The 20715-nt window shown below is 51.7% G+C and carries 21 protein-coding genes; 10 read left to right on the top strand and 11 right to left on the bottom strand.

From position 1 onward, the window contains the following. The first annotated feature begins 3 nt into the window (after positions 1 to 3). Positions 4 to 1167, top strand: coding sequence for an acetyl-CoA C-acyltransferase FadA (gene fadA, locus A31E_RS03230; RefSeq protein ID WP_000438693.1), 1164 nt, complete (start codon positions 4 to 6; stop codon positions 1165 to 1167). 148 nt (positions 1168 to 1315) lie between these two features. On the opposite strand, the gene fre is transcribed toward fadA, so the two are convergent. Both fre and ubiD read right to left on the bottom strand, forming a co-directional pair. Then, on the bottom strand, positions 1316 to 2017 hold the full coding sequence (gene fre / locus A31E_RS03235; protein WP_001517365.1) for an NAD(P)H-flavin reductase: 702 nt from the start codon (positions 2015 to 2017) through the stop codon (positions 1316 to 1318). A gap of 45 nt (positions 2018 to 2062) precedes the next feature. Beyond that, on the bottom strand, positions 2063 to 3556 hold the full coding sequence (gene ubiD / locus A31E_RS03240) for a 4-hydroxy-3-polyprenylbenzoate decarboxylase (protein ID WP_000339824.1): 1494 nt from the start codon (positions 3554 to 3556) through the stop codon (positions 2063 to 2065). A 166-nt stretch (positions 3557 to 3722) separates the two neighbouring features. Between ubiD and rfaH the strand changes: the two genes are divergently transcribed. Continuing rightward, a complete protein-coding gene (gene rfaH / locus A31E_RS03245) occupies positions 3723 to 4211 on the top strand; it encodes a transcription/translation regulatory transformer protein RfaH (RefSeq protein ID WP_001192396.1) in 489 nt (162 codons plus the stop codon). Here rfaH and tatD read toward each other — a convergent pair. The 9 genes from tatD to udp form a co-directional block, all read right to left on the bottom strand. Then, positions 4208 to 4990, bottom strand: a complete 783-nt coding sequence (gene tatD, locus A31E_RS03250) for a 3'-5' ssDNA/RNA exonuclease TatD (protein WP_016249456.1) — start codon at positions 4988 to 4990, stop codon at positions 4208 to 4210. The genes rfaH and tatD overlap by 4 nt on opposite strands. Positions 4991 to 5031: 41 nt before the next feature. Next, the gene (gene tatC, locus A31E_RS03255; RefSeq protein ID WP_000109943.1) at positions 5032 to 5808 is read right to left on the bottom strand and encodes a Sec-independent protein translocase subunit TatC; all 777 of its coding nucleotides are present in this window, start codon (positions 5806 to 5808) and stop codon (positions 5032 to 5034) included. Between the two features lie 2 nt (positions 5809 to 5810). Further along, positions 5811 to 6326, bottom strand: a complete 516-nt coding sequence (gene tatB, locus A31E_RS03260; RefSeq protein WP_000459603.1) for a Sec-independent protein translocase protein TatB — start codon at positions 6324 to 6326, stop codon at positions 5811 to 5813. 3 nt (positions 6327 to 6329) lie between these two features. Further along, a complete protein-coding gene (tatA, locus tag A31E_RS03265; protein WP_016249455.1) occupies positions 6330 to 6599 on the bottom strand; it encodes a Sec-independent protein translocase subunit TatA in 270 nt (89 codons plus the stop codon). A 78-nt stretch (positions 6600 to 6677) separates the two neighbouring features. Continuing rightward, the gene (gene ubiB / locus A31E_RS03270; RefSeq protein WP_016249454.1) at positions 6678 to 8318 is read right to left on the bottom strand and encodes a ubiquinone biosynthesis regulatory protein kinase UbiB; all 1641 of its coding nucleotides are present in this window, start codon (positions 8316 to 8318) and stop codon (positions 6678 to 6680) included. Continuing rightward, positions 8318 to 8923, bottom strand: a complete 606-nt coding sequence (gene ubiJ / locus A31E_RS03275) for a ubiquinone biosynthesis protein UbiJ (RefSeq protein ID WP_001116105.1) — start codon at positions 8921 to 8923, stop codon at positions 8318 to 8320. Before ubiJ ends, ubiB begins: the two co-directional genes overlap by 1 nt. Before the next feature lie 13 nt (positions 8924 to 8936). Continuing rightward, positions 8937 to 9692 carry a bifunctional demethylmenaquinone methyltransferase/2-methoxy-6-polyprenyl-1,4-benzoquinol methylase UbiE gene (ubiE, locus tag A31E_RS03280; protein WP_000227958.1) on the bottom strand — a complete coding sequence of 252 codons (756 nt, stop codon included), beginning with the start codon at positions 9690 to 9692 and terminating at the stop codon, positions 8937 to 8939. Between the two features lie 94 nt (positions 9693 to 9786). Then, positions 9787 to 11214, bottom strand: a complete 1428-nt coding sequence (gene rmuC / locus A31E_RS03285; protein WP_000347690.1) for a DNA recombination protein RmuC — start codon at positions 11212 to 11214, stop codon at positions 9787 to 9789. A 140-nt stretch (positions 11215 to 11354) separates the two neighbouring features. After that, on the bottom strand, positions 11355 to 12116 hold the full coding sequence (udp, locus tag A31E_RS03290) for a uridine phosphorylase (RefSeq protein WP_000045177.1): 762 nt from the start codon (positions 12114 to 12116) through the stop codon (positions 11355 to 11357). Between the two features lie 261 nt (positions 12117 to 12377). Between udp and A31E_RS03295 the strand changes: the two genes are divergently transcribed. The 8 genes from A31E_RS03295 (at position 12378) to A31E_RS03330 (ending at position 20657) form a co-directional block, all read left to right on the top strand. Then, a complete protein-coding gene (locus A31E_RS03295; protein WP_016249453.1) occupies positions 12378 to 13187 on the top strand; it encodes a dienelactone hydrolase family protein in 810 nt (269 codons plus the stop codon). Between the two features lie 256 nt (positions 13188 to 13443). Further along, positions 13444 to 14112 (top strand): cysteine hydrolase family protein, encoded by a 669-nt coding sequence (locus A31E_RS03300; RefSeq protein WP_001517370.1) that lies wholly within the window; start codon positions 13444 to 13446, stop codon positions 14110 to 14112. A 5-nt stretch (positions 14113 to 14117) separates the two neighbouring features. Further along, positions 14118 to 14978: an oxamate carbamoyltransferase subunit AllH family protein gene (locus A31E_RS03305; protein WP_016249452.1), complete on the top strand. Its 861-nt coding sequence runs from the start codon at positions 14118 to 14120 to the stop codon at positions 14976 to 14978. A 94-nt stretch (positions 14979 to 15072) separates the two neighbouring features. Next, positions 15073 to 16632: an acyl-CoA synthetase FdrA gene (fdrA, locus tag A31E_RS03310; RefSeq protein ID WP_016249451.1), complete on the top strand. Its 1560-nt coding sequence runs from the start codon at positions 15073 to 15075 to the stop codon at positions 16630 to 16632. Then, complete coding sequence (locus tag A31E_RS03315) at positions 16629 to 18053, top strand: YlbE family protein (protein WP_024193619.1); 1425 nt, start codon at positions 16629 to 16631, stop codon at positions 18051 to 18053. The genes fdrA and A31E_RS03315 overlap by 4 nt, the downstream gene beginning before the upstream one ends. Continuing rightward, positions 18046 to 19002 carry a carbamate kinase gene (arcC, locus tag A31E_RS03320; RefSeq protein ID WP_000240541.1) on the top strand — a complete coding sequence of 319 codons (957 nt, stop codon included), beginning with the start codon at positions 18046 to 18048 and terminating at the stop codon, positions 19000 to 19002. The genes A31E_RS03315 and arcC overlap by 8 nt, the downstream gene beginning before the upstream one ends. A 16-nt stretch (positions 19003 to 19018) precedes the next feature. Further along, positions 19019 to 19408, top strand: a complete 390-nt coding sequence (locus A31E_RS03325) for an allophanate hydrolase-related protein (RefSeq protein WP_000214035.1) — start codon at positions 19019 to 19021, stop codon at positions 19406 to 19408. A 25-nt stretch (positions 19409 to 19433) separates the two neighbouring features. Then, positions 19434 to 20657, top strand: coding sequence for a cytosine permease (locus A31E_RS03330; RefSeq protein WP_016249449.1), 1224 nt, complete (start codon positions 19434 to 19436; stop codon positions 20655 to 20657). The last annotated feature ends 58 nt before the right edge of the window (positions 20658 to 20715 follow it).

The following is a 20715-nucleotide window of genomic DNA, read 5'->3' as shown; positions in this document are numbered from 1 at the left end:
ACAATGGAACAGGTTGTCATTGTCGATGCAATTCGCACCCCGATGGGCCGTTCGAAGGGCGGTGCTTTTCGTCACGTGCGCGCGGAAGACCTCTCCGCTCATTTAATGCGTAGTCTACTGGCGCGTAATCCGGCGCTGGAAGCAGCGGCTCTCGACGATATTTACTGGGGTTGTGTGCAGCAAACGCTGGAGCAGGGTTTCAACATCGCCCGTAACGCGGCGCTGTTGGCAGAAGTGCCGCATTCCGTCCCGGCGGTTACCGTCAATCGCTTGTGTGGTTCATCCATGCAGGCATTGCACGACGCGGCACGAATGATCATGACTGGCGATGCGCAGGCATGTCTGGTCGGCGGTGTGGAACATATGGGTCATGTACCAATGAGCCACGGTGTCGATTTTCACCCGGGTCTTAGCCGCAATGTTGCCAAAGCGGCGGGCCTGATGGGCTTAACGGCAGAAATGCTGGCGCGTATGCACGGTATCAGCCGTGAAATGCAGGATGCCTTTGCCGCACGGTCACACGCTCGTGCCTGGGCCGCCACGCAGTCGGGCGCATTTAAAAATGAAATCATCCCGACAGGTGGTCACGATGCCGACGGTGTACTGAAGCAGTTTAATTACGACGAAGTGATTCGCCCGGAAACCACCGTGGAAGCCCTCGCCACGCTACGTCCGGCGTTCGATCCGGTCAGCGGTACGGTAACGGCGGGCACGTCTTCTGCGCTTTCCGATGGTGCTGCAGCCATGCTGGTGATGAGTGAAAGCCGCGCCCGTGAATTAGGTCTTAAGCCACGCGCCCGCGTGCGTTCGATGGCGGTTGTCGGTTGTGACCCGTCGATTATGGGTTACGGCCCGGTTCCGGCCTCGAAGCTGGCGCTGAAAAAAGCGGGGCTTTCTGCCAGCGATATCGGCGTGTTTGAAATGAATGAAGCCTTTGCCGCGCAGATCCTGCCGTGTATTAAAGATCTGGGGCTGATGGAGCAGATTGACGAGAAGATCAACCTCAACGGTGGCGCGATCGCACTGGGTCATCCGCTGGGCTGTTCCGGTGCGCGTATCAGCACCACGCTGCTGAATCTGATGGAACGCAAAGATGCCCAGTTTGGTCTGGCGACGATGTGTATCGGTCTGGGTCAGGGCATTGCGACGGTGTTTGAGCGGGTTTAAACACTTGCCGGATGCGGCGTGAACGCCTTATCCGGCCTACGGTTCAGGACTCTTTGTAGGCCGGATAAGACGCGACATAGAGTAATGCCACTGAATAAAGCTTTAGTTGCCGTTTTTCCCGCCTGTCAGGGGCGGGTTTTTTTAACCCTTAGATAAACGCAAACGCATCGCCAAACAGGCGATCTTCCCGCGCATTACGCTCATTGCAGAACAGGTCTCGGGCGATTTTCGCCATCTCAAAACGTCCAGCGATATAGATATCATGCTCTGCTAACGTACCGTGATCCTGCAACACCGCCGTTAATACCGTACCGGTACGCCCTCGCCAACCCGCTTCCGGCTGTTCAACCACCGGCACCACTTGTAAACCAGGATGCTTAAGCGAAAGCGCCTCAAGCTCAGAAAGATCGTACAGATGTTGCTGCTCACGCCCGCCCCAGTAAATAGTGATATTACGATTGGGATTACGCGCCAGCGCCGTCAGCAAAATAGAACGGGCATAAGAGAAGCCCGTGCCGCCGGCAATAAGAATCATTGGACGCTCTTCATCATCGCGCAGCCAGGCTTCACCGTGGGGGATATCGACTACGATTTGATGATCTTTAAGGATGCGGTCCATGACAGCTTTCGCGTAAAGATTGATTTCAGAAGCACCGATATGCAACTCGATAAATCCTTTTTCATCAGGCGTTGAGGCCATTGAAAATGGGCGTTTATCGCGCTCGTCCATCACTACCATCAAATACTGACCTGCACGGAATGAAAAGGCCGCATCTGGCACGATTCGAACACGGTATACGGTATCCGTGATAGCTTCTACCGAGGTCACTTTACAGCTTAAGGTTGTCATGCGCTTTCTCTGTCGGATCAATAAATAGGGCAAAACAAACGCGCATCAGGCGCTTTTACCGTTGTTAAAGATGGCCAGTTCATCCCAGATTGCGTCAATATGCGCAACAACATCCGGATCTTTTTTGATAGGACGCCCCCACTCACGCTGGGTTTCCCCTGGCCATTTATTCGTGGCATCCAGCCCCATTTTTGAACCCAGCCCGGAAACAGGCGAGGCAAAGTCCAGATAATCAATAGGCGTATTTTCAACCAGCACCGTATCCCGCGCCGGGTCCATGCGGGTAGTAATCGCCCAAATCACATCGTTCCAGTCGCGTGCGTTGACATCATCATCGCAGACGATCACAAATTTAGTGTACATAAACTGACGTAAGAACGACCAGACGCCCATCATGACGCGCTTTGCGTGTCCAGCGTACTGTTTTTTGATCGTCACTACCGCCAGTCGATAAGAGCAGCCTTCCGGCGGCAGATAAAAATCAACAATTTCCGGGAACTGTTTTTGCAGAATCGGCACGAACACTTCGTTCAGCGCCACGCCCAACACCGCAGGTTCATCTGGCGGACGACCGGTATAGGTGGAGTGGTAAATCGCATCTTCACGCTGGGTAATGTGCGTTACGGTAAAGACAGGGAAGCTATCAACTTCATTATAGTAACCCGTGTGGTCACCATATGGGCCTTCTGCAGCCATCTCACCCGGGTCGATATACCCTTCCAGCACGATTTCTGCACTGGCAGGTACTTCGAGGTCATTAGAAATGCACTTCACCACTTCGGTTTTGGTGCCACGTAACAATCCGGCAAAGGCGTATTCCGACAACGTATCCGGCACTGGCGTCACCGCGCCGAGAATCGTCGCAGGATCAGCCCCCAGAGCAACAGAGATCGGAAAACGTTCACCCGGATGCGCCGCGCACCACTCCTGATAATCCAGCGCACCGCCGCGGTGCGACAGCCAGCGCATAATCAGCTTGTTTTTACCAATCAACTGCTGGCGATAAATGCCAAGATTTTGCCGCTCTTTGTGCGGCCCCCGCGTCACCGTCAACCCCCAGGTAATCAACGGAGCAGCATCTTCCGGCCAGCAGGTCATAATGGGAATGCGGTTGAGATCGACATCATCACCAGAAACAATTTTTTGCTGACAGGGCGCACCACGTAACCGTTTCGTCGGCATGTTCAACACCTGCTTAAACTGCGGCAGCTTATCAAACAGATCGCGAAAGCCTTTTGGCGGCTCCGGTTCTTTCAGAAACGCTAATAATTTACCGACTTCCCGCAACGCCGAAACATCCTCTTGCCCCATACCCATAGCGACACGTTTCGGCGTACCAAACAGGTTGCACAGCACCGGCATTGAATAACCTTTAGGATTTTCAAACAACAGCGCAGGTCCACCGGCACGCAATGTGCGGTCGGCTATTTCAGTCATTTCCAGATGCGGATCCACCGGGAGCGTGATACGTTTTAGCTCACCCTGCTGTTCAAGCAAGGTCAGGAAGTCGCGTAAATCGTTATATTTCATGGCGTCCATTGTAGCCTCTTAATCTGCGCACATTATACGGCGTTCATCTTTACGATGCTGTAAATTTGTTAAATTAGCGTGAACTCAGGCGGTATAACGCAAACCCGGGAATATAATTAACTTAACGCATCGCTTTTGCTATTCTTGCGCCCCGATTAAACGGATAAGAGTCATTATGCAATCCTGGTATTTACTGTACTGCAAGCGCGGGCAACTCCAACGTGCCCAGGAACACCTCGAAAGACAGGCGGTTAATTGCCTGGCGCCGATGATCACCCTGGAAAAAATCGTACGAGGCAAACGTACTGCAGTCAGTGAGCCATTGTTCCCCAACTACCTGTTTGTGGAATTTGATCCAGAAGTGATTCATACCACCACCATCAACGCCACTCGGGGTGTCAGCCACTTTGTCCGTTTTGGCGCATCGCCAGCGATAGTCCCATCGGCGGTGATTCATCAGTTATCGGTGTATAAACCGAAAGACATTGTCGATCCGGCAACGCCATATCCAGGTGATAAGGTGATTATTACCGAAGGTGCTTTCGAAGGTTTTCAGGCCATTTTCACCGAACCCGACGGTGAGGCACGCTCTATGCTCTTGCTTAATCTTATCAATAAAGAGATTAAGCACAGTGTGAAGAACACCGAGTTCCGCAAACTCTAGAACGCAATCCCAAATAACTTTTTGACATTGGCATCCGTGGTGGCAGCCAGCCATGCGGCATCTTCCCCACGCCAGTGCGCAATACGTTGCAAAATATGGGGCAAACAGGCTGGCTCGTTGCGCCGGGAGGATGGCTTCGGCGTGAGATCGCGTGGGAGCAAATACGGTGCATCAGTTTCAATCAGTAGTTTATCTGCCGGAATCAACGGCAACAGTTCTCGCAGTTCCAGTCCGCGTCGTTCATCGCAAACCCAACCAGTAATGCCAATATAAATGCCTCGCGCCACACATGCCTGCATCTCTTCGCGTGTGCCAGTAAAACAGTGCAACACCGCGCCAGGTAGTTTATCCAGCCACGGCTCCAGCAATGTAATAAACCGCTCATGGGCATCGCGACAGTGCATAAACACCGGCATGTTTAATTCTGCGGCAATACGCAACTGGGCAACAAAGGCACGTTCCTGTTCTTCTGGCGTAGAAAAGTTGCGGTTAAAGTCGAGGCCACACTCACCCATCGCCACCACTTCTGGCTGCGAGGCCAGCTCCACAAGCACTTCTTCTGTTGCATCTTGCCACTGGCTGCTGTCGTGAGGATGCACGCCTGCCGTTGACCAACAGTGCAGATACTGACGCGCCAGTTTTTGCGCCTGTTGGCTTTCGTGCAGGTTAGTGCCGGTGACGAGTAGCCCATCAACACCCGCAGCAAAAGCGCGTGCCACAACATCATCGCGGTCTTTCGCAAATTGCGAACTGGTCAAATTAACGCCGATATCAAACATCCTGCTCTCCATATGACAACCGCCCTGACGGGCGGTTGAATTTATTCTTCAGTTTTTTCGCTTTCTGCTTCAGCGTCGTTTTCTTCTTCCCGGTTTCGGCCTTTACCAACGTAAAAGCGTGAGAAGAAGACACCGATTTCAAACAGGCAGTACATCGGGATCGCCAGCAGCGTTTGCGAGAAGACATCCGGCGGCGTCAGTAGCATCCCGACAACAAATGCGCCAACCAGCACATACGGGCGTTTTTTGCGTAAGTCTTCTGGAGAGGTAATCCCCATCCAGCACAGCAGCACAATTGCCACCGGTACTTCGAAGGAGACGCCAAACGCCATAAACAACGCCATAACGAAGCTTAAGTAGCTGGCGATGTCGGTGGACACCTGTACCCCTTCTGGCGCGGTATTGGCAAGGAAGCCAAATGCCAGCGGGAAGACCACAAAATAGGCAAACGCCATACCGATATAAAACAGCAGAGAGCTGGAAACCAGCAACGGCACCACCAGACGACGTTCGTGCTTATACAGCGCGGGAGCGATAAACGCCCACACCTGATAGAGAATCACCGGCGCTGACAGAATCAGCGACACCATAAAGGTCAACTTGATCGGCGTAAAGAACGGCGAGGCCACGTCGGTGGCGATCATCGTTGAACCTTGCGGCAACTGCTTGATCAACGGCGCGGATACCAGGTGATAGATATCATTGGCGAAATAGACCAGGCACAGAAATATCACGATCACCGCGATAATGCAGTTCAGCAGACGCTTACGCAGCTCAATCAGATGCGTGATAAGCGGTTGAGTATCTTCTACAGACATGTTTACGGTTTATCACTCGATGAAGGGGAAGATGCAGCGGTTTTCGGTTCAGCGTCCGCAGCAGGTTTTACCACCGGCTCTGGCGTGGCTTCTGGCTTCTGTTCCGGCGAGCTGGCCTGAGTTTCCGCAGCGGCAGGCGTGACGCCTTCATGCGCAGCCTCATTGTCTTTCACCACCGGGTTATGGATGGTGTGCGCTTCATCACTCACCTTTTCAGGATCGTTTGCGACGTAGGAACGTTTCATCGACTCCGCGGCCTGGCGCAGTTCATCCATCGACGCTTTCAGTTCGGGCGTCAGGTTAGTGAGACTCGCCTTTTCAACCTTTTTCAGGCTGTCCTGAAACTCCTGGAGTTTTAACTCCTGGGTCAGTTCGTTCTGCACCGTTGTCGCCAGTGAACGCAACGCACGAATCCAGCCCGCTACCGTTTTTACCGCCACAGGCAGTCGTTGCGGCCCCAGAACGACGAGGCCGATGATGAATACCAATAGCAGTTCGCTAAAACCGATATCAAACACGGATTACACCTGCTCTTTATCGTGGCGCTTCGCGTCTTCTGTTTTAGCCTGTTCCTGGTTCGTATCCGCCTTCTTATCGACGATAGTTTTCGCAGTAAAATCAGCATCCTGACTGGTTTTATCCTGCTTTGGTTCATCATCGCTCATTGCTTTTTTAAAGCCTTTGATCGACGCACCAAGATCGGAACCGATGGAGCCGAGCTTTTTGGTGCCAAAAAGCAGTACAACGATGACGGCAATAATCAATAACTGCCAAATACTGATACCACCCATACATGTTCCTCTGTGGTAGATGATGATTAAACAAGGCCGCATTATACGTTACACGGCCCGCCTTGAGCGATGAAAAAATCAGCGTGTTTTGCGCCAACCGACAAACCAGGCGCTCAGCCCCCCCGCCATTAACCAGGCGGGCATCAACCCAAATTCAGGTCGGCTGACCAACAAGAATGTGCCACTTAATACTAATGTCGCACCAATTCCGAGAAAATAACGGGATTGTCCCTGACGCACATGATTCGACTGTAACTCGCGCGCAATCTTATCAACACTGTGCTGTAAATACTTGCCCTGGCGCAAACTGTCATAAACCAATTCAGGCAGTTCTGGCATTTTTTCGATCCAGAACGGCGCTTTTTCCTTAAAGGCTCTCACCAGCGCAGGAATACCAACCTGATCTTTAATCCACGATTCAAGGAAGGGTTTTGCAGTTTTCCATAAATCGAGCTGTGGATAAAGTTGCCGTCCAACGCCTTCGATATAGAGCAACGTTTTCTGAAGTAACACCAGTTGCGGCTGCACTTCCATGTTGAATCGACGCGCCGTATTAAACAGATTTAACAGCACATGTCCAAACGAAATTTCCGCCAGCGGTTTTTCAAAGATAGGCTCGCACACGGTACGAATGGCAAATTCAAAATCTTCCACGTTGGTATCTGGCGGCACCCAGCCTGAATCAACGTGCAACTCCGCCACTTTGCGATAGTCACGGTTAAAGAAGGCGATAAAGTTTTCCGCCAGATAGCGTTTATCTTCTTTGTTTAGCGAGCCAACAATCCCGCAATCAATACCGATATACTTCGGGTTTTCCGGGTGTTCGAAGCTTACGAAGATGTTGCCTGGGTGCATGTCGGCATGGAAAAAACTGTCACGGAAGACCTGAGTAAAAAACACCTGCACGCCGCGTTCCGCCAGCAATTTCATGTTGGTGCCGTTTTTCTCCAGCGCCGCGACATCAGAAACCGGAATGCCGTAGATGCGCTCCATCACCATCATCCCTTCGCTGCAATAGTCAGGGTAAACTTCCGGAATGTAGAGCATCGGGCTGTTTTCAAAATTGCGCCGCAACTGGATTGCGTTAGCGGACTCCCGCAACAAATTCAGTTCGTCGATCAACGTTTTCTCGTACTCGCGAACCACTTCAGTTGGGCGCAGACGACGTCCATCCGGCAGTAAGCGCGGCACCCAGCGGGCGAGACGATAAATAAGTTTCAGATCCGCTTTAATAACCGGCAAAATATCCGGGCGGATAACTTTAATCACCACCTCTTTGCCATTCGATTTCAGCCGCGCAGTATGTACCTGCGCAACGGAAGCCGATGCCAGGGGCGTAATGTCAAAATCATCAAACCACGCTTCCACCGGCAAGCCGCCCATCGCCGCTTCAATTTGTGCTTTCGCCAGTTTGCCATCAAACGGTGCGACTTTGTCCTGCAATAACGCCAGTTGGTCGGCAATATTCGGCGGGAAAAGATCGCGGCGGGTCGATAACATCTGCCCAAACTTGATCCATACAGGACCCAGTTCTTGCAGCGCCAGTCGTAGCCGCTCGCCTAATGGTTTATCTTTATGCCGATTCGGCATCCAGAACAATGAGTATCGCCATAACCGCAGCAGCAAAGTGATACGCATTTTAGGAATCAGTTCATCAAGTCCGTAGCTTAAAAAAGTGCGAATGATGAAATACAGGCGCCGTACTTCACCTGGCGTCATTAAACTGCCTCCAGTTTTTCCAGCCGTTTGGTTAGCGCATCAACGGCACGTTCAACGGCGGCTGTCTCTTCCGCAAACCAGGCCACTTCAAGCGGACCTGGCGCCATACGCCACTCTTCGGTAATTGCTTCAGCCACATAACGTTGCTGGCGTTTAATACCGTGATGCAGGAACTTCGCGCCACCACGCAGGGCTTTGCTGATGCCTTCGGCAGCGATATCACCAGTATAAGGAGCCAGCAGCTCCGCTGGGTCAAACTCCGCGAGATCTGCCAGTGCAACGAAGTTCTGTACTACCTGAATATCGCCCTGCACTTCCAGCTCGCCGCTGCGGATTAACGCGGCAAGCTGCTGGCGATCGCGGAGTTTCGGTAACACGCTGGCATAAGCAATGACGGTGCAATCAGCATCACCCGCCCATTCTCCCAGAACATCGACCTGACGTTCGCTAAATACCAAAATCAGCGAGGTCGAAAAGCCTTTTACCTCTATGCGCAATACTTTGCCCAACAGACGCGAGCGGGCAGTTTTCAGCGCGGGTGAGCGATACAGGAAGGTGTTGAGCAGACTTTCTATTCCTGCCGTCACTAAAGGTTTAAAAGGCATAGTCGTACTCCTGTCAGAACTTATAACCACGGTGCAGCGCCACAACGCCAGCCGTCAGGTTGTAATAATCGACACTTTCGAATCCGGCATCTTGCATCATGGCTTTCAGGGTATCCTGATCGGGATGCATACGGATGGATTCTGCCAGATAACGGTAGCTGTCGGCGTCATTCGCCACCAGCGAGCCAATACGCGGCAACACATGGAAGGAGTAAGCGTCATAAGCTTTGCTTAGCGGCTCGATAATCGGCTTCGAGAACTCAAGCACCAGCAGACGACCGCCGGGTTTCAGCACGCGATACATCGAACGCAGCGCTTTATCTTTGTCAGTGACGTTACGCAGACCAAACGAAATGGTGATGCAATCAAAGGTGTTATCCGGGAACGGTAGAGCCTCGGCATTTGCCTGAACATACTCAACGTTGCCAATCACGCCGATATTACGCAGCTTCTCGCGCCCCATTTTGAGCATGGATTCATTGATATCAGCGAGGACCACTTTGCCAGTTTCACCGACCAGGCGGGAGAATTTCGCCGTCAGATCGCCAGTGCCGCCAGCCAGATCCAGCACGGTCTGCCCACGGCGTACGCCGCTACAATCGATCGTGAATCGCTTCCACAAACGATGAATACCAAAGGACATCAAATCGTTCATGACATCGTATTTCGATGCCACGGAATGGAAAACGTGGGCGACCATGTCCGCTTTTTGTTCCTTCGCGACGGTCTGAAAACCAAAGTGCGTCGTTTCTTGTGACTTATCCACCATCTCAATGCCTGCTCATCAAAAAATTGTTCCAGAAGTGTAACAGATTGGGCGTCGTTGCCCTAGATTTCTACCCGGCTTAGCTACCCCTAATGGGCTAACGCGATTGCTGATTATATTCATCATCACGTTGATAAGCTTCACCATTCGGCTGCTCCGGAACCGACCGCAATCGGTACTCTTCGTCCTGGCTTACCGCCTGATCGGCCAAATCCGGATTAATCTCGCGTTTAATTTCTACCCCTAAACCACGAAACGCTTCTGCCTGCGCCAGCACATTTCCGCGACCTGAAGAAAGTTTTTTCATCGCCTGCCGATAGTTATCCTGCGCTTTATCCAGACTTTGACCAATCGCAGACATATCATCAACAAACAGGCGCATTTTGTCGTACAGCTTGCTGGCACGATCAGCGATTTGCTGAGCGTTACGGCTTTGATGCTCATAACGCCACAGGTTGGCGATAGTACGCAACGCCACCAGCAGCGTGGTGGGGCTAACCAGCATAATATTGTTTTTCAACGCTTCGGTGATTAGCTCCGGCTGCCTGTCCAGCGCCAGTAAGAATGCCGGTTCGACGGGGATAAACATCAGCACGTAATCCAGGGTTCTTAGCCCCGGAAGCTGCTGATAATCTTTACGCCCCAACAAGCGGATATGGTTACGCACCGACGCGATATGTTCCTGCAATGCGCTTTCGCGGGTGTAGTCGTCTTCCGCATTGAAGTAGCGTTCATAAGCGACCAGCGTCATTTTGGCGTCGATAACCACATCTTTCCCCTGTGGTAAGCGCACGATGACATCTGGTTGCATCCGCGAGCGGGCGTCATTTTCGATGCTGACCTGGGTTTCATATTCATACCCCTCACGCAACCCGGAAGCCTCCAGTACTCGCGTTAATACCACTTCGCCCCAGTTACCCTGGGTTTTATTGTCGCCTTTTAGCGCCCGTGTCAGGTTGATTGCTTCCTGGGCCATTTGGGCGTTGAGTTGTTGGAGATTGCGAATTTCGTGGGTCAGGGTATGGCGTTCTTGTGCTTCTTTACCAAAACTGTCCTGAACCTGACGGCGAAAACCATCCAGTTGTTCACGCAGCGGCGACAAAAGGCTGTTCAGACTCTGGCGATTTTGTTCATCAACCCGGCGATTGCTGTGTTCAAAAATACGGTTAGCGAGGTTTTCAAACTGCTCGCTTAAACGCTGTTCGCTGTTGATCATCTGGCGAATTTTATCGTCAGCATGTTGCTGTGCGGCTTCCATCCGCGTGGTCACTTCACGCAGATCGGCCTCCAGCGAGGTGTTAATACTTTGCAGGCTGCGCACTTCGTTATTGAGTAGTTCACACTCTTCACGCCAGTGCTCACTTTGGGTAATTTGTTGTTTTGCCGCACTTAACTCCGCAACCATCTCTTCACGTTCGGCTAGTTGCTCGGCTTTTTGCTGTGCATGTTGATAACTGGCAAACAGCCAGCCGATGGCCACACTGACCAGTGCAATAATGGCATAAACAATGATTGAGAAATCCACAAAGCCTCCTGACGCAACAACTTACCCGCACAAAATAGAATTGTGCTGTACAAACGTCCAGTTGGAAAGGCATTTCCTGCGAGGCGCTACGCAAAAATACAAAAGGCCGAACGTATCGGCCTTCAGACAGGAGAAGAGAATTACAGCAGACGACGCGCCGCTTCCACCACGATTTTCACCGCATGGCTTTCGGTTTGTTTCATCGTCTCAGCATTCGGGATCTCTTGCTGGGTGCGGTTAACAATAACGCCAGCTACCATACCGGCACGCAGACCCTGGCTTGCACACATGGTCAGCAGAGTTGCAGATTCCATCTCATAATTCATTACGCCCATCGCCTGCCACTCTTCCATAGAGCCTTTAAAGTGACGGACTACACGGCCAGAATAAGTGTCGTAACGTTCCTGGCCCGGGTAGAAAGTGTCAGAAGAGGCAGTCACACCCACGTGAGTGGTTGCACCAATAGACTTCGCTGCTTCAACCAGCGCGGTAGTACATTCGAAATCAGCCACTGCCGGGAATTCCAGCGGTGCGAAATGCAGGCTCGCGCCATCCAGACGAACAGACGCCGTAGTAACCAGTACATCACCAACATTAATATGCGGCTGAATAGCGCCAGTCGTACCGATACGCAGGAAAGTGCGAATGCCAAGCTGTGCCAGTTCTTCAACGGCAATAGAAGTCGACGGACCACCGATACCGGTAGAACAAACGATAACAGGTTTACCATCCAGCTCTGCACGCCAGGTGGTGAATTCGCGGTGAGATGCCAGTTTAACCGGCTTATCCATTAGCGCGGCGATCTTTTCCACACGATCCGGGTCGCCAGGAACGATGGCTAGCGTAGCCCCTTGTAAATCGTTTTTAGTGAGGCCGAGATGAAAAACATCAGACTTGGACATATACAACTCCTCTGTGAATCGGTTTAGTCAGAAGAAGCAAAAAGATACTTTACCGAAGGGATTAACATTTTTTCGTGATAATCATCACTATGATGCAAATGTGTTGCATACATTTACTCATCAAAGGTGACTTAAATCACATAATTTGCTCTTAAGTCAGTAAGGCTGCTTAAAAGATGAGCCATTTGAGGCAATGTGAATTGTTGCACGCTGACTATAGTTAACATTGCGCAAAATTTTCATAAGGGTACGGAGAATCCCATGACAACAACACAACAATCCGGATTTGCACCTGCTGCATCACCCCTCGCCTCAACAATTGTTCATACCCCGGACGATACGATTGTGGCAGGGTTCACCTCTATCCCTTCACAAGGGGATAACATGCCTGCTTATCATGCTCGTCCAAAGCAGAGCGATGGCCCACTACCTGTGGTCATTGTAGTGCAGGAAATTTTTGGTGTGCATGAACATATCCGCGACATTTGTCGCCGTCTGGCGCTGGAGGGGTATCTGGCTATCGCACCAGAACTTTACTTCCGCGAAGGCGATCCGAATGATTTCACCGACATCCCGACGCTATTAAGTGGTCTGGTAGCAAAAGTACCTGACTCACAGGTGCTTGCCGATCTCGATCACGTCGCCAGTTGGGCGTCACGCAATGGCGGTGATGTGCATCGCTTAATGATCACTGGATTTTGCTGGGGTGGGCGAATGGCCTGGCTGTATGCCGCGCATAACCCGCAACTGAAAGCGGCAGTAGCGTGGTATGGCAAACTGACGGGCGACAAAACATTAAATTCACCGAAACAGCCTGTTGATATCGCGACTGACCTTAATGCCCCGGTTCTCGGGTTGTACGGCGGTCAGGATAACAGCATTCCGCAGGAGAGCGTTGAAACCATGCGCCAGGCGCTGCGGGCAGCGAACGCGAAAGCGGAGATTATCGTTTACCCGGATGCCGGACATGCATTCAACGCCGATTATCGCCCGAGCTATCATGCCGAGTCTGCGCAAGACGGCTGGCAGCGAATGCTGGAATGGTTTACGCAGTATGGTGTTAAAAAGTAACGCCATTGCCGCTAAATCTGATGATTAAGCTCACACAATTTCAACGATTTTTTTAATCTCAAAAACATACAGCATCAAAAAATTTGTTGCTGTATGCCACTATTTGACCCCCTTCACATTCGTCATCACACCACCTGCTGAATGCAAAAATTTCGTTGCTGTGCGGCAAACTTTTTTCCTGTTTTATACCGCTTTTCTCCTGAATACTCGCTCTCAGAACAACCGGATCGTTTAAACATCAGACAGGAGATTTACCATGACGCAATCCATTTTTCAGGCCCAACCCTTTGAATTACCTTTTGATCCGTGTACGACTGCACTGGTCATGATCGACATGCAGCGTGACTTTGTCGAGGCAGGAGGCTTCGGTGAGGCATTGGGTAATGATGTTTCGCTGGTTCGCACGGCTATCGCGCCATGTACAGAGGTGCTGGCAGCCGCACGTCAGAAAGGAATTATGGTTATTCATACCCGTGAAGGCCATCGCGCTGACTTAAGCGACTGCCCACCAGCCAAACTGACACGCGGTGGTAAAACCTTTATTGGTGAACCAGGACCGATGGGACGCATTCTGGTCAGAGGTGAAGCAGGTCATGACATCATTCCTGAACTGTACCCGGTAGCAGGCGAACCGGTGATTGATAAACCTGGCAAAGGCGCTTTTTATCAAACCGACTTACATCTGATTTTGCAAAACCACGGTATCAAGACGCTGATTGTTTGTGGTGTGACTACCGAAGTTTGCGTAACCACCACCGTGCGCGAAGCAAATGACCGTGGCTATGAATGCATCATCCCGGAAGATTGTGTTGGCTCCTATTTCCCGGAATTCCAGAAATACGCCCTGGAAATGATCAAAGCACAAGGTGCCATTTTCGGTTGGGTAACTGATTCCAAAGCCATTATTGCAGGTCTGGAAGGCTAACACCGATGGTACAGGTTACGCTTTGCGCATCGTCGTTGGGGTATCTTTTTCCGCGGAATGAAACGCAAAATTTACGTCTGCATAGTGCTTTTAAGCATGCGGTAAATCTGTCTTCAGAAGCGGGAACATTCATCACCCTGCTGTGTGCGCAAACGTATCTGAATCTCCCTGATGCCGCCAGAGTCATCCTGCCTGAGCGTTGGGACTGGCGAAGAGAGATCGCCCGTTCAGATCCTGTTCAGTTAACCCCTGGCTTGCTACAAACACCTCGCTTTTACGTGGTGCTTCATAACACAACACTCTGGCAGCCGCCATTTGTGGGGGGGATGTTGACACTTGAGGCGTTCCCTTTGGTTTTACAGCACTACCCAACAATGGCATCGCAACGGCTTTTATTTTGTCTGGAGCATAACGTTCAAAGCACATTGCACCTGCCGGATAGCCTCATGCACGAGGGATTAGAGATTATGGAACATCCAGATGCGCTGGAACGCCAGGTGCCACAACTGATCGGCTTTGGCAAAGGCTTAACGCCCGATGGTGATGACTATTTGCTGGGCTATCTGGCGGCGCTCTGGTTATGGCAACTACCTGCACCACTTGCCGATCATCAATACCGGTTGCAGCAGGCAATTAACCAACATGCACACAACACCACGGATATTAGTCGTCATTATCTGGAGCGTGCACTTCAGGGACATTTTTCAGAACCGATTTGCCAGTTACTCGCACAACTGGTTGGGGGCGCATCGGCAATGACCATCGCATCTTGTGCTGAACGGGTCATGCAATTTGGCGCAACGTCAGGAGTGGACTGCCTTGCAGGAATGCTGCATGGCTTTCGAACCCTGAACACCATGAATTGATTTCAACCTTTTCTCCCGTAGCCCGTTTATGGCGCTACACGGGGATGCTTTGCCCGAATTTTGCTATCGGGCGGAATGAAACAGGCATAACAGCATGAAAGTTAAATATAAAGTTTTCAGCAATCTTTATCAGGACTCAGTGTCTCTGATGCAGATTTCCGCGCAAATCAGCAAGTTGCCCGGTATTCAACAGGCCTCGGTCGTCATGGGAACGCCCAATAATCTCGAACAATTGCGCGATGCGGGTCTGGGCGACGAAATCAACGCCAGCCCCAATGATTTAGTGATCGCGGTTATGGGTGAAGAAGAGATTTGCAATGAAGCACTGGTGCTGGCCCAACAACGTCTGACCAGCAAGCCTGATGATGAAACGGATAGTGGCATTAAAACACCGGAAAAGGTCAGTCTGGAAATGGCACTGGAAGCCGAACCCGAAGCCAACCTGGCACTCATTTCTGTACCGGGAGACTACGCCGCCGCCGAAGCGATTAAAGCGTTAAACCTCGGAATGAACGTGATGATGTTCAGCGATAACGTCAGTATCGAGCAGGAAAAATCCATCAAAACTCTAGCCCGGGAACGTCAGCGCATCGTAATGGGGCCGGACTGTGGAACCGCCATTGTTAACGGAATTCCGTTAGGCTTCGCCAATGTGGTGAAACGCGGAGCAATTGGTGTTATCGGTGCATCCGGCACCGGGTTACAGGAAGTGACTTGCCGAATCGACCGGCTCGGAGCAGGCATTTCTCAGGCTCTGGGAACAGGTGGGCATGATCTCCGTGAAGAGATTGGTGGAATATCGATGCTCTTTGCTTTAGATGCACTGGCGCAAGATGATGAAACGCGCGTGATTGTGCTGATTTCAAAACCGCCGTCACCCATCGTTGCCCAAAATATTCTGGAGCGTGCCGAGGCTTGTGGAAAACCCGTGGTAGTGAATTTCCTCGGTGCAAATCCGCACGATCTGGCACGCCCCAATATCACCGCTGCCACCACGCTGGCCAGCGCTGCGGATATCGCCGTGGCGTTGCTAAATGCTCAGCCTCTTCCGGCTGTTGAGACAGAGGTTTCCTCTGCCGATCTCGCAATGTTAGAACACGCCAGCCAACATCTGTCAGCCCATCGCCAGGCGATACGCGGAGTTTTCGCCGGAGGAACCTTCTGTTACGAAGCGCAACTTATCTGCCAACAAAAGGGATTCAGCGCAGCCTCCAATACGCCAGTTGCGGGTAATCGCACACTGGCAAATATCTGGCAAAGCGAAGAACACACGCTGATCGATATGGGCGACGATGATTTCACCCGTGGCAAACCGCATCCAATGATCGACCCGACTCTGCGCAATCAACGTCTGCTCAACGAACTCAACGACTCACACACTGCCGTCGTGTTATTCGACCTGGTACTTGGTTATGGCGCTTCCGCTATGCCTGCCAGCGAATTACTGGAGCAACTTTCACACATCAACATGAATAACGCACCGTTGCTGATTGCGCACGTTTGCGGAACAGAAGCTGATCCACAAGTACGCAGCCAACAGATAAGTGCGCTGCAAAACGCAGGCGTCATCATCGCCAGCAGTAATGCACAGGCGGCGCTATGGGCCAGCACCGTTGCGCAGACTCAGTTGCAGAAAAAGGGGCTAAACGCATGAACACCTTATTTAATCAGCCTTTGAAGGTCGTGAACGCGGGACTACACAGTTTTGCTGACAATATTCAACACGCCGGGGGAAGCGCAATTGCCCTCAACTGGCAGCCACCAGCACAAGGCGATATTGACGCTGGATTGGATCTGGCATCGTTGCTACGTCATCCACTGGTAGAAAATGCCAACCAAATCGCCATGACACGTTATCTCGAAGCACAACCTGTGCTGGTGGATGTCATGCTCGCTAAAGAGGCCATTCCAGCAATGGCTGAACAAAAACGTATTTTGCACTCTGGTCCGCCGATTGCCTGGGAAGAGATGTGTGGTCCGGTAAAAGGAGCGATTATTGGTGCCATGCTGTACGAAGGTTGGGCCACCAACCAGCAAGATGCAGAAAACCAGATAACCGCAGGCGATATCGACCTTGCCCCTTGTCATCATTATCACGCGGTTGGCCCAATGGCAGGCATCATCAGCCCGTCAATGCCGTTATGGGTGGTAGAAAACAAAACCAACGGCCACCGTACTTTTAGCAATTTCAATGAAGGTCTGGGTAAGGTTCTCCGTTTTGGTGCCAATAACGACGAAGTTCTCAATCGTCTGGCCTGGATGCGCGATGAGCTGGCTCCGGCAATGAAAGCAGCAATCGCACAACACGGCGAGCTGGAACTCAAGCCATTAATGGCGCAGGCGCTGCATATGGGGGATGAAGTTCATAATCGCAATGCCGCTGCTACCGGTTTGCTGATTAAGCGTCTTCTTCCGGCATTGCTGGCCAGCTCTCTTCCACAAGAACATATCCAGCGCGCCGTGGCATTTATCACCAGTAACGATCACTTCTTCCTTAATCTGTCGATGGCTGCCTGCAAAGCGATGATGGATGCCGCCGCCAATGTACCGTTCAGTTCAATGGTTACGGTAATGGCGCGTAACGGGGTGAATTTTGGTATTCGGCTTTCCGGTACTGGCGATCGCTGGTTCCAGGCTCCCGCCAATGCAGTTGAAGGTCTGTTCTTCCCCGGATTTGGCGTTGACGACGCCGCTGCTGACCTGGGCGATAGCGCAATTACCGAAACCGCAGGTGTGGGTGGCTTCGCGATGGCGTCATCTCCGGCGATCGTCAAATTTGTGGGAGGCACCCCTGCCGATGCCACCAATAACAGCCGCCGGATGCAGGCAATCACCCTCGGCGGCAATCCCGCATTTACACTTCCGGCTCTCAATTTTGCCCCCACCGCAGCAGGGATTGATGCGCGTAAAGTGACCGACCGCGGCATTTTACCGGTCATCAATACGGGTATCGCCCACAAACAAGCGGGGGTCGGGCAAATTGGTGCCGGGATCACCACTGCGCCAATGGCCTGTTTTGTCGCCGCTGTACGTGCACTGGCTGAGATCGTCGCAAAGGAGAATCATCATGGTTAAGCCTCTGGCTGTTGTCGCGGTTGGCGGCAATGCGCTCATCCAAGACGATCAGCACAATAGTATCCCCGATCAATATGTTGCAGTGATGGAAAGCGTGCAGCATATCGTTGATATGGTTGAAGCCGGATGGGATCTGGTGCTAACCCACGGTAATGGGCCGCAGGTGGGCTTTATTCTGCGCCGCTCAGAACTTGCCAGTAACGAAGTTTCTCCGGTTCCGCTTGATTACGCCGTGGGTGATACACAAGGTGCTATTGGCTACATGTTCCAGAAGGCACTGCATAACGAACTGGCTCGCCGTGGCATAAACAAACCGGTAATTGCGCTGGTGACACAAACGCGAGTCAACCCACATGACGATGCTTTCACCAGCCCCAGTAAACCGATTGGCGCATTTCTCGATGAAGTAACGGCTCAACAACGCCAACAACAACTCGGCTGGACTCTGATGGAGGATGCCGGGCGCGGATGGCGGCGTACGGTTCCCTCTCCTGCGCCACTGGAAATTATTGAACATGGCACCATCGCTCATCTGGTGCGCCAGGGATATCTGGTCATTGCCTGCGGCGGTGGTGGTATTCCGGTGGTGCGAGACGGGCAACAACTGAAAGGTGTGGAAGCTGTGATCGATAAAGATCTGGCCTCCGCGCTGCTCGCCAGTCAGTTGGCCGCGGATCTACTGGTGATCCCCACCGGTGTAGAAAAAGTGGCGATTAACTTTGGTACACCACAACAACAGTGGCTCGATGCTATCAGCGTTGCCGAAGCACAAACGCTGTTGCGGGAAGGTCAATTTGGTATCGGCAGTATGCAACCAAAAGTGGAAGCCATTGTTGATTTCATCAATACCAGCCTGCAACAAGGCAAACAGGCCAGCGGCCTGATTACTTCACCGCAAACCATAAAAGCAGCCCTTTCGCATCAGAGCGGCACATGGATAACCCTTTAATTCTCTGGAGAACTCAATGACTACAACACTTTTAGCCGTTAACGGAACGCTGATGCGCGGCCTGGAACTCAACCCAAATATGCAAAAAGCGGGCGGCATTTTTGTCCGTGAAGACCGAACTGACGCCCATTACCGGTTGTGGAGTATTAACGATCGCCATCCGGGAATGATTCGCGTGAATGAAGGGGGAACACACGTCGACGTAGAAATTTGGCAACTGCCACTGGCCAGTTTTGCCGCTCTATTAATGAGTGAACCTGCCGGACTGGCAATTGGCAAAATCAAACTTGCCGATGGTAGCGAAGTGCTGGGCGTACTGGCAGAAAACTGGCTGACGGAAGGCCAACGGGAAATTACAGAACTGGGTAGCTGGCGCAAATACACCGGGCATTTTCATACTGTGTAACGCGCATTTATAAAGGGAACATACTATGCGTAAAAAAGAAGAGAATCTGAATACGGCATCAGGATTGCGTATTGCCATGATTTTGCTGGGTATTGCCGTCACACCTGTGCTGTTGTCATCCTCAAGCCTCGGCAATCAACTTTCCAGCGGCAGTTTAATTAGCGTCGTATTGTTAGGCGGCGTCATTCTGACCTTACTTTCTACCATCACCATTAGCGTTGGAGAAAAAGCCCGCCTGCCAACGTATGGCATTGTGAAATATTCGTTTGGCGAAAAAGGGGCCATTGCCATTAACATGTTGATGGCGATAAGTCTGTTCGGCTGGATTGCCGTTACCGCCAATATGTTTGGTCATTCGGTACATGACTTACTGGCCCAGCATGGGCTGGAAGTTCCACTGGCACTGTTAGTGGCGCTTGGTTGTGTCATTTTTGTCGCCTCTACGGCATTTGGTTTTGCCGTTCTGGGAAAAATTGCCCAGATTGCCGTGCCAGTTATCGCGCTGGTGCTGTGTTACATCCTCTATGTGGCAACCCATACCGAAGTAGCAGCACCAGCAGCGATAGTGGAGATGAATACGGGTGTCGCCGTTTCCACCGTTGTTGGTACGATTATTGTACTGGTTGCCACACTGCCTGATTTCGGTAGCTTTGTGCATAACCGCAAACATGCGCTGATTGCCGCAGGCGTGACGTTTCTGGTTGCCTACCCTCTGCTCTACTGGGCGGGTGCAACGCCGAGCGCCATTAGCGGTCAGGGATCTTTACTGGGTGCAATGGCGGTATTCGGTGCGGTTCTGCCCGCGGCGCTGTTATTGATTTTCGCCTGCGTCACCGGTAACGCGGGCAATATGTTCCAGGGCACGCTGGTGGTTTCCACGCTGCTTACCCGCTTTCCAAAATGGCAGATTACCGTGGCGCTGGGTATCCTTTCCGCCATCGTAGGCAGTCTGGATATTATGGCGTGGTTTATTCCGTTTCTACTGTTCCTCGGTATCGCCACGCCACCCGTTGCCGGAATTTATATCGCTGACTTTTTCCTTTATCGCCGTAATGGCTATCAAGAGTCAGTATTAGCCCAGGAGTCACAGATTAAAGTGCTGACATTCGCAGCCTGGATCATAGGCGCTGCGGTTGGCTTTATGACGGTAAAAGGCTTATTCACCCTGACGACGATCCCTTCGGTGGACTCTATTCTGGTGGCATGCATCGCGTATGCGATTCTCAGTCGGGTAAGTCAACACCGCTAATTCCTGGGTATACTCAAGCAATGATTACGGCTGAATCTGGAGTGATTCAGCCACTTTA

Origin of the sequence: Escherichia sp. KTE159 (genome assembly GCF_000408805.1) — a bacterium.
In the GTDB taxonomy this organism is placed as follows: Bacteria; Pseudomonadota; Gammaproteobacteria; order Enterobacterales; family Enterobacteriaceae; genus Escherichia; species Escherichia marmotae.
This window is presented reverse-complemented; position numbering and strand designations above follow the sequence as displayed.

Excerpts from the sequence above, each read along its gene's own strand:
- fadA (WP_000438693.1), top strand. The coding sequence starts at position 4 with ATGGAACAGGTTGTCATTGTCGATGCAATTCGCACCCCGATGGGCCGT.
- fre (WP_001517365.1), bottom strand. The coding sequence starts at position 2,017 with ATGACAACCTTAAGCTGTAAAGTGACCTCGGTAGAAGCTATCACGGAT.
- ubiD (WP_000339824.1), bottom strand. The coding sequence starts at position 3,556 with ATGGACGCCATGAAATATAACGATTTACGCGACTTCCTGACCTTGCTT.
- rfaH (WP_001192396.1), top strand. The coding sequence starts at position 3,723 with ATGCAATCCTGGTATTTACTGTACTGCAAGCGCGGGCAACTCCAACGT.
- tatD (WP_016249456.1), bottom strand. The coding sequence starts at position 4,990 with ATGTTTGATATCGGCGTTAATTTGACCAGTTCGCAATTTGCGAAAGAC.
- tatC (WP_000109943.1), bottom strand. The coding sequence starts at position 5,808 with ATGTCTGTAGAAGATACTCAACCGCTTATCACGCATCTGATTGAGCTG.
- tatA (WP_016249455.1), bottom strand. The coding sequence starts at position 6,599 with ATGGGTGGTATCAGTATTTGGCAGTTATTGATTATTGCCGTCATCGTT.
- ubiB (WP_016249454.1), bottom strand. The coding sequence starts at position 8,318 with ATGACGCCAGGTGAAGTACGGCGCCTGTATTTCATCATTCGCACTTTT.
- ubiJ (WP_001116105.1), bottom strand. The coding sequence starts at position 8,923 with ATGCCTTTTAAACCTTTAGTGACGGCAGGAATAGAAAGTCTGCTCAAC.
- ubiE (WP_000227958.1), bottom strand. The coding sequence starts at position 9,692 with ATGGTGGATAAGTCACAAGAAACGACGCACTTTGGTTTTCAGACCGTC.
- udp (WP_000045177.1), bottom strand. The coding sequence starts at position 12,116 with ATGTCCAAGTCTGATGTTTTTCATCTCGGCCTCACTAAAAACGATTTA.
- A31E_RS03295 (WP_016249453.1), top strand. The coding sequence starts at position 12,378 with ATGACAACAACACAACAATCCGGATTTGCACCTGCTGCATCACCCCTC.
- A31E_RS03300 (WP_001517370.1), top strand. The coding sequence starts at position 13,444 with ATGACGCAATCCATTTTTCAGGCCCAACCCTTTGAATTACCTTTTGAT.
- A31E_RS03305 (WP_016249452.1), top strand. The coding sequence starts at position 14,118 with ATGGTACAGGTTACGCTTTGCGCATCGTCGTTGGGGTATCTTTTTCCG.
- fdrA (WP_016249451.1), top strand. The coding sequence starts at position 15,073 with ATGAAAGTTAAATATAAAGTTTTCAGCAATCTTTATCAGGACTCAGTG.
- A31E_RS03315 (WP_024193619.1), top strand. The coding sequence starts at position 16,629 with ATGAACACCTTATTTAATCAGCCTTTGAAGGTCGTGAACGCGGGACTA.
- arcC (WP_000240541.1), top strand. The coding sequence starts at position 18,046 with ATGGTTAAGCCTCTGGCTGTTGTCGCGGTTGGCGGCAATGCGCTCATC.
- A31E_RS03325 (WP_000214035.1), top strand. The coding sequence starts at position 19,019 with ATGACTACAACACTTTTAGCCGTTAACGGAACGCTGATGCGCGGCCTG.
- A31E_RS03330 (WP_016249449.1), top strand. The coding sequence starts at position 19,434 with ATGCGTAAAAAAGAAGAGAATCTGAATACGGCATCAGGATTGCGTATT.